The sequence below is a fragment of the Bacillus sp. FSL K6-2869 genome, from assembly GCF_040869405.1.
In the GTDB taxonomy this organism is placed as follows: Bacteria; Bacillota; Bacilli; order Bacillales; family Bacillaceae; genus Bacillus; species Bacillus altitudinis.
Genome location: NZ_CP152035.1, coordinates 3,401,286 through 3,413,340 on the forward strand (window position 1 = coordinate 3,401,286; position 12,055 = coordinate 3,413,340).

Here is a 12,055-nt window from a genome sequence, read left to right on the forward strand (position 1 = left end):
ATTCTGAATGATTCGGGGGAATGCAGCATGCAAATGGGTGATACAGTATTTATGTTCTTCTGCACACTACTCGTGTGGTTAATGACACCGGGTTTAGCCTTATTCTATGGAGGACTTGTGAGAAGTAAAAACGTGTTAAGTACGACAATGCACAGCTTAACCTCACTAGCCATTGTCTCTATCGTCTGGATCGTGTTTGGCTATTCACTGGCCTTTGCGCCAGGCAATGCATGGATCGGAGGCTTTGACTGGGTTGGACTAAAAGGCGTTGGCTTTGAACCTGGTTCATATAGTGATACGATTCCACATTCATTGTTCATGATGTTCCAAATGACCTTTGCTGTCCTCACAACAGCCATTATCTCTGGTGCCTTCGCTGAACGTATTCGTTACTCAGCGGTGGTCGTGTTTACACTCCTTTGGGTCACATTTGTATACGCTCCAGTCGCACACTGGGTATGGGGTGGCGGCTGGATTGGCGAAATGGGAGCACTTGACTTCGCCGGTGGAAACGTCGTCCACATATCATCCGGTGTGGCTGGTCTAGTCGTAGCCATTGTTCTCGGGAAGCGAAAAGAAGCGGCAAGTTCTTCTCCGCATAACTTGATCTACACACTTCTAGGCGGAGCTGTGATTTGGTTTGGCTGGTTTGGGTTTAACGTAGGAAGTGCCCTCACATTAGACAGTGTCGCCATGTATGCCTTTATTAACACGAATACAGCAGCTGCTGCAGGGATCATCGGCTGGCTGTTAGTCGAATGGATGATCAACAAAAAACCAACGATGCTAGGTGCAATCTCTGGAGCCATTGCAGGCCTAGTAGCGATTACACCTGCCGCAGGTTTTGTCACACCATTTGCTTCGATTATCATCGGAATCATCGGCGGAATCGTTTGTTTCTGGGGCGTCTATTCACTTAAAGCCAAGTTCGGCTATGATGATGCACTGGATGCATTCGGTCTGCACGGAATCGGCGGTACGTGGGGAGGCATTGCTACAGGCCTTTTCGCCACTACATCTGTCAATGATGGCGGAGCCAACGGCTTATTTTACGGCGATCCAAGCTTACTTTGGAAACAAGTTGTCGCCATCGTGGCCACATACGTCTTTGTTGCAGTTGTCACATACGTGATCATCAAAGTCGTCAACATCTTCTTCAAGATTCGCGCAACTGAAGAAGAAGAATCAGTCGGTCTTGATTTAACGATGCACGGCGAAAAAGCATATCAAGATTAAAGAAAAAGGGGTGTCTCTATGAGCAAAATGTATAAAGTGGAGATTGTCACACGTCCAGCTAATTTTGAAACATTAAAGGTGGAGCTTGGAAAGATTGGTGTCACCTCGATTACCTTTTCCAATGTGCACGGCTGCGGACTACAAAAGGGACATACGGAACTATACCGTGGCGTCAAAAAGGAAAGCAATGTGTACGAACGTTTAAAGATTGAAATCGTCTTAAGCAAAGTACCTGTTGAACAGGTCGTGGAAACGGCTCAAAAGGTACTTCGTACAGGAGAACCAGGGGATGGGAAGATTTTTATATATGAGATAGAAAATACAATCAACATTCGGACAGGTGAAGAAGGACCTGCCGCCTTATAATCCATCCTCCGCCGAGTGCGGGGGATTTTTTAAGACAGAAAAAAACCTCTGCATATTCATATACACAGAGGCTGCAAGGTATTAAGATTGTTTTGTTTCTTCTGACTGACTGCGGTCTTTAGAGGAATCAGAAGACTTTTCTTGATCAGAGGATTTCCCCTTCTCATCAGACTTATCTTCAGATTTTTCTTCAGCCGGCTCTTTTGCCTTATCGTCAGCAGCAGGTTCCTTCGTTTTTTCATCAACTTTTGGCTGAGCAGGTTCTTTTGCTTCTTCTGTCACTTCTTGCGCTGCTTTTTCAATGGAAGAAACAGGCTTATCAATGAAGCTAAGTGGATTAAGCGCTAAACCTTCCATACGAATTTCAAAGTGAACATGGTTGCCGCTTTCAGCACCATATAGATTCTTACCAGAAGCACCGATGACATCATTCTGCTTTACTTCATCGCCTTCTTTTACACTCACTTGAGACAACGATTGATAAACAGTAGACAATCCATCTTCATGTTCAATTTCAACAACGTGACCGAGAACTGGATCTTTTTTCGCCTGAACGACTGTTCCACTAAGAGCAGCTGTGACATCAAACACTTTGCCATCTTTATCTGCAAGATCAATACCTTTGCTTAAGGTATAGGTGTTATTATAGTTTACAAGTGCTGCTTCTTTTTCTTTTTGATCAGCATCTGCTTCATAGAACTTTTTCACGACAGAAACATTCTCAGAATTCTGGACCGGCATAGCGACATTTTCAATTGGCTTTCCAACTTCAACGGCATCATCACGTTGTTCTTGTCCTGTTTGATTTCCATCAGATAGTTGGTCTTTCACATCTTTCGATACAGCTTGATACCAAAGAACGGCTGTTAACACGACCGCTGCGCTGACCAAGTAAATAGCAGGGAATACCCAGCGCTTACGGAAAAATTGCTGAACTTTTGTGATTTTGGAAGTACGTTTCTTTTCTTCCTCTCTCATTTTTCATCACCTCAGCAACATTCTGAACACTTTTCAAAAAATATATACACACGAAATTATTTTTCTTTTTATTTTGCGCAATCGTATCAATAATATGTATGATGAATGAAAAAAGATGGGGGTACATATGGTGAAGACTTTCAACCGCATGGCGACAGAAGATGACCTCAAAGAGATCGTCGATATCTACAATTCTACGATTGCTTCAAGAGAAGTAACGGCCGATACAAAACCTGTTACAGTAGAAGACCGCCGTCAGTGGTTTTTGAATCATTCGGAGAAACGTCCTCTCTATGTGAAAACAGATGAGGAAGGAAATATCTACGGCTGGCTCAGTTTTGAAACGTTTTACGGCAGACCTGCATACAACGGTACTGTTGAAATGAGTATTTATTTGAACCAAAACTATCGAGGAAAAGGTTTAGGGTCATTGTTCTTACAAGAGGCGCTCGAATTGGCACCCTCATTAGGCATCCGAACGTTACTTGCCTTTATTTTCGGCCACAACGAAGCCAGCATCAAATTATTTAAGAAGCACGGCTTTGAGACTTGGGGACATTTGCCACGCATCGCAGAAATGGACGGAAATCGGTACGACTTAGATATTTTAGGAAAAGAATTATAAACGGAGCGTCTCTTGAAGAAAGAGACGCTTTTTTATGAAGCATGCACTAACTGCTCAAATTGCTTCGCATTTTGAAGCGATTTTCTTTTCAGAATGATACCATGTTCATCAATCAGAAGCGCTTGCGGAACAACTGTTACTCCATACAACTCCATAATTTGTGATGAGCGCATATAAACAGCTTGCTCCGGCAGCAATTGAAGAAGCGAGGCATCATCGGCTTTTTCATCTCCATTAATAACAATCACATGAGCATCATCATGTGAAGTTTGAGGCTGCACATCAGACAAAATACTTTTACAAGTCATACAAGTAGAATTCACAAATAACAGCATCACAGCTCGCCCATTTTGCAAATACTCCTTCAAGATCACCTTTTCACCTACATGTGAATAACTGCGAAATAACGGAGCCGGGTCACCAATATCCGCTTCCTTCAATTCAATTCCATCAAGGGACTTTATTTTATTCATAAATCTCCCGATAAAACGGGCAAGCAAAAACACGACAGCCAGCTGGGCAATGACAATTAATAACACAATGATTAATAAAATATCTGTCATTTCATTTTATCTCCTTCTATAATTGATCCATCTGCAATCTGGAATGAGTCGATCCACTTTCGCTTCAATAGCACAATTTCTTGGCTGACCGCTATGATCAAACAGACAGCCGCTGCAATGAGAAAACAAATCATTTTCAACCGCAATGAAATCATTTCAACACTAGGATGTACATAAAATAACCCTGCCACAAGAGTAAGCATCAGCAGATTGCGAATCACAATCCCCCAATGCAGGCGATCGTTTTCCAGTAATCCTCCACAACCGCACGAAATATCACGATGCCCCCTAATTAAATTGAACGTAACCGCTCCAGTATAAATACATAACAGGGCTGTAAGGCCAATTGCAGGCAGGACAGACATGTTCCATATAAACAAATGAACCGTACAAACCAATTCAATCAACAAAAACAAATAAAACATAGGTGCCTCGAAAGAAGGCGGCAGCAGCCGATAAGCATTGATCTGCTGGACATGTGCCTTCTGTTTCCTTGCTTTATCGAGCCATGCACCCGCAAAAATGATTCCTAGTAAATAGACGCCTATGAAATAAAAGACACTCACCTTACACCATCTCCTTTTGTTGAAATAGTTGAGATTGTGCCTCGTAAAGCCTTCTGTACTCTCCGTGCAACGCCATCAGTTCATCATGGTTGCCCTCTTCAATAAAAGCACCATCTTTCATGACGATGATACGGTCTGCTAAGCGGGCCGCTCCCATACGATGTGTAATAAACAAAACCCCTTGATCCTGCGTATGATCGAATAACTTTCGAATGAGCGAGATCTCCGACAGCGGATCGAGAGCAGAGGTCGGTTCATCTAAAATAATAAAATCACTTTCTCTAAAGAAGGTTCTCGCCATCGCAAGCTTTTGCCATTGTCCGCCAGACAATTCATGTCCCTCTTCAAAAAAGCGACCTAGCTGCGCATCATATGTGTCTTCCATTTGATTAATTCTTTTCTCTATACCTGCTTGGCGGGCGGCTGAAATCAACCGCTCTTCCTCTTCTATATCATCAATACGGCCAAACCCTATGTTTTCTCTCACAGTGAATTCGTACTTCATAAAATCTTGAAAAAGAACAGCCATTCTCGCATGATAGGTCTTTTTATGGATGGTGGAAATATCCTCTCCATTGACTTTGTGCATATTCTGTTGATCTGGATCATATAAGCCGGTTAAACATTTGATTAAAGTGGTTTTACCGGACCCATTATCTCCTACTAATGCAATTCGTTCACCTTTTTTCATATGAAAATGAATATGCTCAATCGCTGGTTTTTTCATATTCGGATAAGTAAAAGAGAGATTGTCTAATGTAATGGACTGGATATGCTCAATTCCCTGAAGCGACGCTGCCCCTTCTGTCTGTTCATGTTCATGCATTTCCTCTTCTCTCTTTTGAAAAGCTCTCATTTCATCAACATATAGGCTTGTTTCATATAAACTAGAACATTCTCTTGTTAAATCTTGAAACCCACTTTGAATGTTTTGTACAGCTTGCAGCACTGCAACAAACGTACCCGCTGCTAATTTTTTTTGAAAAATAAGAAAGACAATCAATAAACCACAGCACACATAGGCCAATGTCATAAGCAACCCGCCTGCCATCTCCCAGCGCACTTGGCGTTTCAGCAAATTATATTTTTCATCTGCACTTTTAACGTAGTGACCTCTCCACTTTTGAAGAAGATAATTCCCTATTCCATATAAACGAACTTCCTTTAAAGAATCTCGCTGCGCGACGAGATCAGATACATACATTTCTCTTCGATCATTAGCCGTTAACAAACGATTTAATCGATAACGTGCGCCTCCAAAGAAAAGTTCAATCCATAATACAGGCAAGGTAAACAAGAACAATATGACCGCTAAGCCCCAATGAATACCGATCATATAGATAAGAAGTGATACAACAGTAATCAACGCGCTCATCATTGTAAAAATACTTCTCACCATACTGAGAACATGCTGATGACTGTTCATCACACGTTGACTTTCATTGTAAAAGGACGGGTGCTCAAACGTAATAAACGGCAGTCTTATCGCTTTTTGAAGCAATTCACCTTTCAAATGCAGACCAATCAGATTTGTTGCTTTCTGTTGACTAAGCTGAAGAATGAATTGAAGCCCATATCCTAAAATCACAATGACCATTTGCAGTCCAAATAACCACAAAACCTTTTGGATGTCACCTGAAGACGTCATAAATAAAATAATTTCATTAATCAAAGTTTGAATAATCCAGACACTAGCCAAAGGCATAAAACCAACGATCACTTGAATGAACAAAGTTAAAAGAAGATAAGAACGACTTTTTTTCCAAGTATAGGAGATTGCATATAAACAATGGTTCACTGTACTCATGAGATGCTCCACCTTACACCATTTAGTATAATTGACATATTTTTGATATTTGTAATATGATAGCTTTGCGTAACTTCACTTTGAGAGGACGATATACGATGAATTCAATTTTTCTTTTACAGCTCGCTCTTATGATTTGCAGTCTTCTATTAACGGCTGGAATTATCATCTATTTAAAACAACAGATGCAGCTTATCATCTTACCTATAGAACACGTGGGGCAGAAACTTGCGCATCCACTTCTCGAACAGCCATCACCCATTCACATGAATGATCTGCTGCAAACAAATCGTACACAACAATTACTGATCTTCACTGACACAGCATGTCCGCACTGCATTCCATCACTCGAACAATTCCTAGAAACAAAAAAGCAGCGTAAACTAAACGTTTCATTGAGTATTTTGTTGAAAAACGGGCAAAAAAAGGACCAAGAATTATATCGTGATAACGAAACAAACTTGCGGATTATTCCGGTAGACGAACAATTGATAAACGCATTCCAAATTCAGGAGTTTCCGTACTACATCATGGTAGAAGACAATGATACCATCTCATATGCAGCACCTTTTCCAGACGGTCTTTATTCAAGACTAGCTGCAAACTAAAGATAAATGAGGCATGTGAAGAGCATCAAACACATGCCTCATTTTTTATTATTGTGAATTTGGCTGAACATCCTTCCCTTTTTCCTCTGCAGCGATTTCATTAGCTTCGCTTGAAGCGGATGTTTGTTCCTCAGCTTGTTCAAACTCACTGCGAGCTTCATTTGAAATGTCAACTTGATCACCGTGCTGATTCACAGTAACAGAAGAAGACCCCTCTTTTTGAACCTCTTTCTCTAGTTCCTTTAATTTAGAAACATGAAGCTCTAAATCTTTTCCTTGCTGAACTAAAGTCAGTTGTTGAAATAACGCCTTTCTCTCTTCTGGAGAATGGTCGCCTTGAACAATTTGCGCTGCTTGGGTCAAAAAAGAATTTGATGTATGGCCAGCTTGACGCTTATTCGACGTCTGCATAGCATTTGTTACTAATGAAATTGGAGTTATGCTCATGCGTTCACACCCTAATAAATAAGATACTTAGATTTAGCAGCCACATTTAACGCGTTCTTGGCTAGTACAAATCTCACCTGTGTCACGATCCACATAGTAACGGAAAGTTCCAACGCCTTGAAGGAAACAAGTTGGTGCTGATTGGCAAGAAGTTACCAATCTTTGCAAAATACATCTAGCAGCTGCAGGTTGAACATTGGTCATTTTGTTTAAAATTCGATCTAACATATGAATTCCACCTTCCAAATTTTATGGTAATACAACACAATAATAACCAATTGATAGACAACTAACAACATATTTTGATAAATTTTCTAATTACTTCAAACTAATTTTCTTATTTATGACAAAATTTGTAGATTACATTTGTAGTAATTGTTACTTTTTTCTTATTCAAAAATAATTTATTTATCCATAAAAAGTAAATAAAAGATAGAAAAAAGGTCAATTCACTCTTCCTAAAGTACTACTTGCTCAAGTATGATATAGAGTGAATACATAAAGGAGTGAACAAAATTGCAACAAACTGAGAAAATCATTCAATCTCTTCATTCAATAACAAAGTGGGGAAAGGTTGGGAGCATCTTTCTCTATATTTCAGGTGGTCTGTCCATCCTCAGTGGGTTTTGGCTTGTTCTTCCTGCTGCCATTGGCGTTTTTCTGATTATGATGGGAATTCATGTCCAAAAATCCGTGAAAGCAGCTGAACAATTGATTCAAGCGCCTGATACTTCTTACGAAGAATTATTGGAACAATATGCTAAGATGATGAAAATGCAAACACTGTTTGCGATTTCAAGTATTGCCGCCGTTATTCTCTCATTCATCGCTATCGTTTTGATGATTATACTAGGCGGGCTAGCCTTTCTCCAAGAACTCCCTACTGATGTCCAACAGTACGAAGATTATTACGAAGAAGAACTTGGTGACTTTTATTAATGAAAAGGGGTATCAATGAAATACGATACCCCTTTTTTATTTGAGTTGGTATAGACTTGATACTAAACTTGACAATCAGCCTTTATCATTTTAAAATACAAATCGTAATCATTACGAAATAAAGGAGGATTATAGCAATTATGCGCGTGAAAATCACCTTAGCCTGTACTGAAACAGGTGACAGAAACTATATCACTACAAAAAATAAACGAACGAACCCAGACCGATTGGAGTTAAAAAAATATTCTCCACGATTAAAGAAATACACCCTTCATCGGGAAACAAAATAATTTTTAAGATTTAAATCGTAATCATTACTATATAAGTGAGGCGGCATACAAAATGAGCATGTTCAAAAGGACTAAAACAAATGGATAAAAGAATACCTGTCACAGTTCTAAGCGGCTTTTTAGGAGCTGGAAAAACCACGATATTGAATCATGTTCTTCAGAATCGTAAAGGGCTAAAAGTAGCTGTTATTGTCAATGACATGAGTGAAATAAACATTGATGCGGAATTAGTTAAGCAAGGCGGCGAACTCTCTCGATCAGATGAGAAACTGGTTGAACTATCTAATGGTTGTATTTGTTGCACATTGAGAGAAGATTTATTAATTGAAGTAGAACGCCTTTGTAAGGCTGGGAATATCGATTATATTGTCATTGAATCTACAGGTATTAGTGAACCAATTCCTGTCGCTCAAACTTTCTCTTACATTGATGAAGAAATGGGCATAGATTTGACACGTTTTTGCAGATTAGACACGATGGTAACGGTGGTAGATGCAAACCGTTTCTGGACAGATTTCCAGTCAGGAGAAAGTTTATTGGATCGTAAAGAAGCAGTTTCAGATGATGATGAACGAGAGATTTCCGATTTACTTATTGATCAAATTGAATTTTGTGATGTGCTCATTATCAACAAATGTGATCTTGTATCAGCATCAGAACTAGATCGGCTTGAGCACGTGTTAACCAAACTTCAACCAGAAGCAGCCATTATTAGAACCTCTAAAGGTAACGTACAACCTAGTGATATTTTGAATACTGGTTTATTCGATTTTGAAAAATCTAGTGCTTCTGCGGGCTGGATCAAAGAAATTAATGCTGGACACTCTCAGCATACGCCTGAAACAGAAGAATACCAAATCTCATCTTTTGTTTATGAAAGAAGGCTCCCTTTTCATACTGGCAGACTGAATGCATGGTTAGATCAAATGCCAGAGCAGATTGTTCGAGCGAAAGGATTTACATGGCTAGCGACACATCATGATTTAACCATTTTAATTTCGCAAGCCGGAAAATCTGTGGCAATTGAACCAATCGCATACTGGATTGCTGCCTTGCCTGAGCAAGAACGATCACGGATCTTAAATCAGGAACCAGACATTCTAGATGAGTGGGATGCAGAGTTTGGTGATCGACATACAAAACTTGTCTTTATCGGTGTAGATTTACCTAAAGCAGATATTATTCGTACACTAGATCAATGCTTACTTACACCTGAAGAATTTGATCAAGATTGGACAACGTTTGAAGACCCCTTTCAATGGAACATACACACTTAAACCAGGAGGGTTTTAAATGGCAAAGAAATCAAAAATAGCAAAAGAAAAAAAGCGACAGCAGCTCGTTTTGAAATATGCACAATTAAGGAAAGAGCTAAAAGAAAAAGGTGACTATGAAGCTTTGCAGAAACTACCTAGAGACTCTTCACCCACTCGCTTAAAAAACCGCTGTGAATTAACTGGCCGTCCTAGAGGTTACTTGAGAAAATTTAAAATGTCTCGAATTGCTTTTCGTGAGCTTGCCTATAAAGGACAGATTCCAGGAGTGAAAAAATCGAGTTGGTAAAGATTGATTTGATCTTAGCATAGTTCCTATCAATGTAAAGCAGGACAAAATGAATAAAAATCTCTTTTTCATCCTTACTCCGTCAATTTTGAGGTACAAAATAGCATTTTAAAAAACAGCAGAATCTCTGCTGTTTTTTTATGGGGCCGAGCCTTATAGGAAAGATTGTCCTGATGTTAAAAGAAGATTTTCAACAGTGATTATAGCATTTTCTCTTCTTTTCAAAAATCGATGATCATGATACTTTGTTGTCATTACCCGCCGATGTAGGACATCTCAACTTTTTTCTGATCTTTCTTTTGCTCTCTCTCAGCTGAATATTGATCCTGTCTGTTTGACCAAAGTTCCTTCAATATGTTCACTAGGTATTCATCATTTTCTGAATTACGGATGAATCGTCTCAGATCAAAACCCGATGATGCAAAAAGACAGGTGAATAATTCGCCACGTGCAGATAGTCTAGCTCTATTACACGATCCACAAAAAGCATCTGAAACGGAAGAAATAATGCCAATCTCTCCTGACCCATCCTCATAAAAATAACGATTGGCTACTTCCCCTTGATATCGAGGAGGTTCTGGTTTGATAGGGTATTTTGAATGAATTAGCTCCATAATCTCTTTTTTCGTCAATACATGCTTGAGATTCCATTTGTTCGTATTGCCAACATCCATGAATTCAATAAATCGTAGAATGTGTCCTTCTTTTTTAAAATAGGCTGCCATTGGTAAGATATCTTGATCATTCACACCTTTTTGGACAACCATATTGATCTTAATAGCAAGTCCAGCTTTTTTTGCAGCCTCTATCCCATCAAATACTTTTTGGATAGAGATGTGTCTTCCATTCATCTGCTTAAAACGATCTGGATTTAAAGAATCTAAACTAATGGTGACTCTATTCAAACCTGCTTTCTTTAGCTTATCTGCGTACAAAGGTAACAGCGTTCCATTGGTTGTCATCGCGATGTCTTCAATACCTGGAATTTTTGCGAGTTTTTCTATCAAAACGGGCAAATCTTTACGCATTAAAGGTTCACCGCCTGTAATACGTAATTTCACCACACCTAATTCCTTTGCAAAAAGCGCAGCAAGTCGTTCAATTTCCTCGAAGCTAAGCAGCTCTTCTTTATCTAAAAAAGGATAATCTGGTCCAAAGATTTCAGCAGGCATACAGTACGTACATCTAAAATTACAGCGATCTGTTACGGATATTCTTAAATCGCGCAATGGTCGATGTCTTTTATCCAAAATACTGACCATACTTAGCCTCCTATTCTGTAATACGCTGATGATGAGTATAGATATTAAAAGATTCTCCTCTTACGAATCCAACTGTTGTTATATTTAATTCTTCTGCCATTTTAAGTGCTAACTCAGTAGGAGCTGATTTTGATATGACGATTGATACTCCTAATTTTGCTGCCTTCAACAGAACTTCAGATGATATCCGGCCGCTAAATACAAGGATTTTATCTCTCAGTGGGATTTTATGAAGTAAACAATATCCATAGATTTTATCCAACGCATTATGCCGTCCTATATCCGTCCTAGTGATGAATAGCTTTTCTGTATCACACAGTCCAGCATTATGGACACCACCAGTATGTTGAAATAACTGACTTTCCTCCTGTAAACATTTCATTAAATGAATACAAGTTTCAGCAGAAATACTGATTCGGTCAATGGCTGTTTTTGCCGTCTTCACATCTTGGAGAAAATAAAAATGTCTTCCTTTCCCACAGCAAGATCCGATCACTCGTTTTGTAAAATCTGAGGATTGGAACTGAGTTGTGTGATGTAAGTCAACATATGCAAAACCCATACTTTCATCTATTGTAAACCTTTTAATCTCTTTTTCAAATCGAATGACTCCTTCTGAAGCTAAAAAACCGATCACCAATTCTTTCAAATGATCCGGTGAACAAACGAGTGTGACAAACTCTTCACCATTCACCAGCACGGTTAAAGGGAATTCTTCTACAACTTCATCTGTTTTACATGTCATTTGACCTTTGCGATATTGGTGTATGCGCCGTTTCGTTTTAACAGAAGGATTCATGATCTG

The 12,055-nt window shown here is 39.3% G+C and carries 15 protein-coding genes; 8 read left to right on the forward strand and 7 right to left on the reverse strand.

All coding sequences use genetic code 11. The features are described from left to right. The first annotated feature begins 27 nt into the window (after nt 1-27). Entirely contained in the window at nt 28-1,236 is a 1,209-nt protein-coding gene (locus tag MHI58_RS17565; protein WP_041091425.1) for an ammonium transporter, read from the forward strand. A gap of 18 nt (nt 1,237-1,254) precedes the next feature. After that, entirely contained in the window at nt 1,255-1,602 is a 348-nt protein-coding gene (locus tag MHI58_RS17570) for a P-II family nitrogen regulator (RefSeq protein ID WP_007497589.1), read from the forward strand. 81 nt (nt 1,603-1,683) lie between these two features. Here the strand turns inward: MHI58_RS17570 and MHI58_RS17575 are convergent, their stop codons facing one another. Beyond that, entirely contained in the window at nt 1,684-2,580 is an 897-nt protein-coding gene (locus MHI58_RS17575) for a peptidoglycan DD-metalloendopeptidase family protein (RefSeq protein ID WP_039165313.1), read from the reverse strand. A 127-nt stretch (nt 2,581-2,707) separates the two neighbouring features. Here MHI58_RS17575 and MHI58_RS17580 point away from each other — a divergent pair, with 127 nt between their 5' ends. Continuing rightward, nucleotides 2,708-3,205, forward strand: a complete 498-nt coding sequence (locus MHI58_RS17580; RefSeq protein ID WP_045033938.1) for a GNAT family N-acetyltransferase — start codon at nt 2,708-2,710, stop codon at nt 3,203-3,205. 32 nt (nt 3,206-3,237) lie between these two features. On the opposite strand, the gene MHI58_RS17585 is transcribed toward MHI58_RS17580, so the two are convergent. From MHI58_RS17585 to MHI58_RS17595, 3 genes are read right to left on the reverse strand one after another with little or no spacing between them, the layout of a single operon-like run. Further along, the gene (locus tag MHI58_RS17585) at nt 3,238-3,768 is read right to left on the reverse strand and encodes a thioredoxin family protein (protein ID WP_045033937.1); all 531 of its coding nucleotides are present in this window, start codon (nt 3,766-3,768) and stop codon (nt 3,238-3,240) included. Then, nucleotides 3,765-4,334 carry a MauE/DoxX family redox-associated membrane protein gene (locus tag MHI58_RS17590; protein ID WP_045033936.1) on the reverse strand — a complete coding sequence of 190 codons (570 nt, stop codon included), beginning with the start codon at nt 4,332-4,334 and terminating at the stop codon, nt 3,765-3,767. The genes MHI58_RS17585 and MHI58_RS17590 overlap by 4 nt, the downstream gene beginning before the upstream one ends. Nucleotide 4,335: 1 nt before the next feature. Beyond that, a complete protein-coding gene (locus tag MHI58_RS17595; protein WP_045033935.1) occupies nt 4,336-6,141 on the reverse strand; it encodes an ABC transporter ATP-binding protein in 1,806 nt (601 codons plus the stop codon). Nucleotides 6,142-6,239: 98 nt separating this feature from the next. Here MHI58_RS17595 and MHI58_RS17600 point away from each other — a divergent pair, with 98 nt between their 5' ends. Then, entirely contained in the window at nt 6,240-6,749 is a 510-nt protein-coding gene (locus MHI58_RS17600) for a thiol:disulfide interchange protein (RefSeq protein ID WP_045033934.1), read from the forward strand. 48 nt (nt 6,750-6,797) lie between these two features. Here the strand turns inward: MHI58_RS17600 and MHI58_RS17605 are convergent, their stop codons facing one another. Further along, on the reverse strand, nt 6,798-7,196 hold the full coding sequence (locus MHI58_RS17605; protein WP_007497596.1) for a hypothetical protein: 399 nt from the start codon (nt 7,194-7,196) through the stop codon (nt 6,798-6,800). A gap of 516 nt (nt 7,197-7,712) precedes the next feature. Between MHI58_RS17605 and MHI58_RS17610 the strand changes: the two genes are divergently transcribed. The 4 genes from MHI58_RS17610 (at nt 7,713) to rpsN (ending at nt 9,988) form a co-directional block, all read left to right on the forward strand. Further along, entirely contained in the window at nt 7,713-8,135 is a 423-nt protein-coding gene (locus MHI58_RS17610; RefSeq protein WP_045033933.1) for a DUF5362 family protein, read from the forward strand. Nucleotides 8,136-8,275: 140 nt separating this feature from the next. Next, entirely contained in the window at nt 8,276-8,425 is a 150-nt protein-coding gene (rpmG, locus tag MHI58_RS17615) for a 50S ribosomal protein L33 (RefSeq protein ID WP_003214771.1), read from the forward strand. Nucleotides 8,426-8,505: 80 nt separating this feature from the next. Then, on the forward strand, nt 8,506-9,702 hold the full coding sequence (locus tag MHI58_RS17620; protein ID WP_041091417.1) for a GTP-binding protein: 1,197 nt from the start codon (nt 8,506-8,508) through the stop codon (nt 9,700-9,702). Nucleotides 9,703-9,718: 16 nt separating this feature from the next. Then, the gene (gene rpsN, locus MHI58_RS17625; RefSeq protein WP_008343369.1) at nt 9,719-9,988 is read left to right on the forward strand and encodes a 30S ribosomal protein S14; all 270 of its coding nucleotides are present in this window, start codon (nt 9,719-9,721) and stop codon (nt 9,986-9,988) included. Between the two features lie 254 nt (nt 9,989-10,242). Here rpsN and moaA read toward each other — a convergent pair whose 3' ends face one another. Both moaA and fdhD read right to left on the reverse strand, forming a co-directional pair. Next, nucleotides 10,243-11,250, reverse strand: a complete 1,008-nt coding sequence (moaA, locus tag MHI58_RS17630) for a GTP 3',8-cyclase MoaA (protein ID WP_045033932.1) — start codon at nt 11,248-11,250, stop codon at nt 10,243-10,245. A 10-nt stretch (nt 11,251-11,260) separates the two neighbouring features. Next, nucleotides 11,261-12,049 carry a formate dehydrogenase accessory sulfurtransferase FdhD gene (gene fdhD / locus MHI58_RS17635; RefSeq protein WP_024718748.1) on the reverse strand — a complete coding sequence of 263 codons (789 nt, stop codon included), beginning with the start codon at nt 12,047-12,049 and terminating at the stop codon, nt 11,261-11,263. Nucleotides 12,050-12,055 lie beyond the last annotated feature (6 nt).

What these genes read in the sequence shown, in the direction of transcription:
- MHI58_RS17620 (WP_041091417.1), top strand. Translation starts at nt 8,506, where the DNA reads ATGGATAAAAGAATACCTGTCACAGTTCTAAGCGGCTTTTTAGGAGCT.
- MHI58_RS17580 (WP_045033938.1), top strand. Translation starts at nt 2,708, where the DNA reads ATGGTGAAGACTTTCAACCGCATGGCGACAGAAGATGACCTCAAAGAG.
- MHI58_RS17565 (WP_041091425.1), top strand. Translation starts at nt 28, where the DNA reads ATGCAAATGGGTGATACAGTATTTATGTTCTTCTGCACACTACTCGTG.
- rpmG (WP_003214771.1), top strand. Translation starts at nt 8,276, where the DNA reads ATGCGCGTGAAAATCACCTTAGCCTGTACTGAAACAGGTGACAGAAAC.
- MHI58_RS17570 (WP_007497589.1), top strand. Translation starts at nt 1,255, where the DNA reads ATGAGCAAAATGTATAAAGTGGAGATTGTCACACGTCCAGCTAATTTT.
- rpsN (WP_008343369.1), top strand. Translation starts at nt 9,719, where the DNA reads ATGGCAAAGAAATCAAAAATAGCAAAAGAAAAAAAGCGACAGCAGCTC.
- MHI58_RS17575 (WP_039165313.1), bottom strand. Translation starts at nt 2,580, where the DNA reads ATGAGAGAGGAAGAAAAGAAACGTACTTCCAAAATCACAAAAGTTCAG.
- MHI58_RS17585 (WP_045033937.1), bottom strand. Translation starts at nt 3,768, where the DNA reads ATGACAGATATTTTATTAATCATTGTGTTATTAATTGTCATTGCCCAG.
- MHI58_RS17605 (WP_007497596.1), bottom strand. Translation starts at nt 7,196, where the DNA reads ATGAGCATAACTCCAATTTCATTAGTAACAAATGCTATGCAGACGTCG.
- fdhD (WP_024718748.1), bottom strand. Translation starts at nt 12,049, where the DNA reads ATGAATCCTTCTGTTAAAACGAAACGGCGCATACACCAATATCGCAAA.
- MHI58_RS17600 (WP_045033934.1), top strand. Translation starts at nt 6,240, where the DNA reads ATGAATTCAATTTTTCTTTTACAGCTCGCTCTTATGATTTGCAGTCTT.
- MHI58_RS17595 (WP_045033935.1), bottom strand. Translation starts at nt 6,141, where the DNA reads ATGAGTACAGTGAACCATTGTTTATATGCAATCTCCTATACTTGGAAA.
- moaA (WP_045033932.1), bottom strand. Translation starts at nt 11,250, where the DNA reads ATGGTCAGTATTTTGGATAAAAGACATCGACCATTGCGCGATTTAAGA.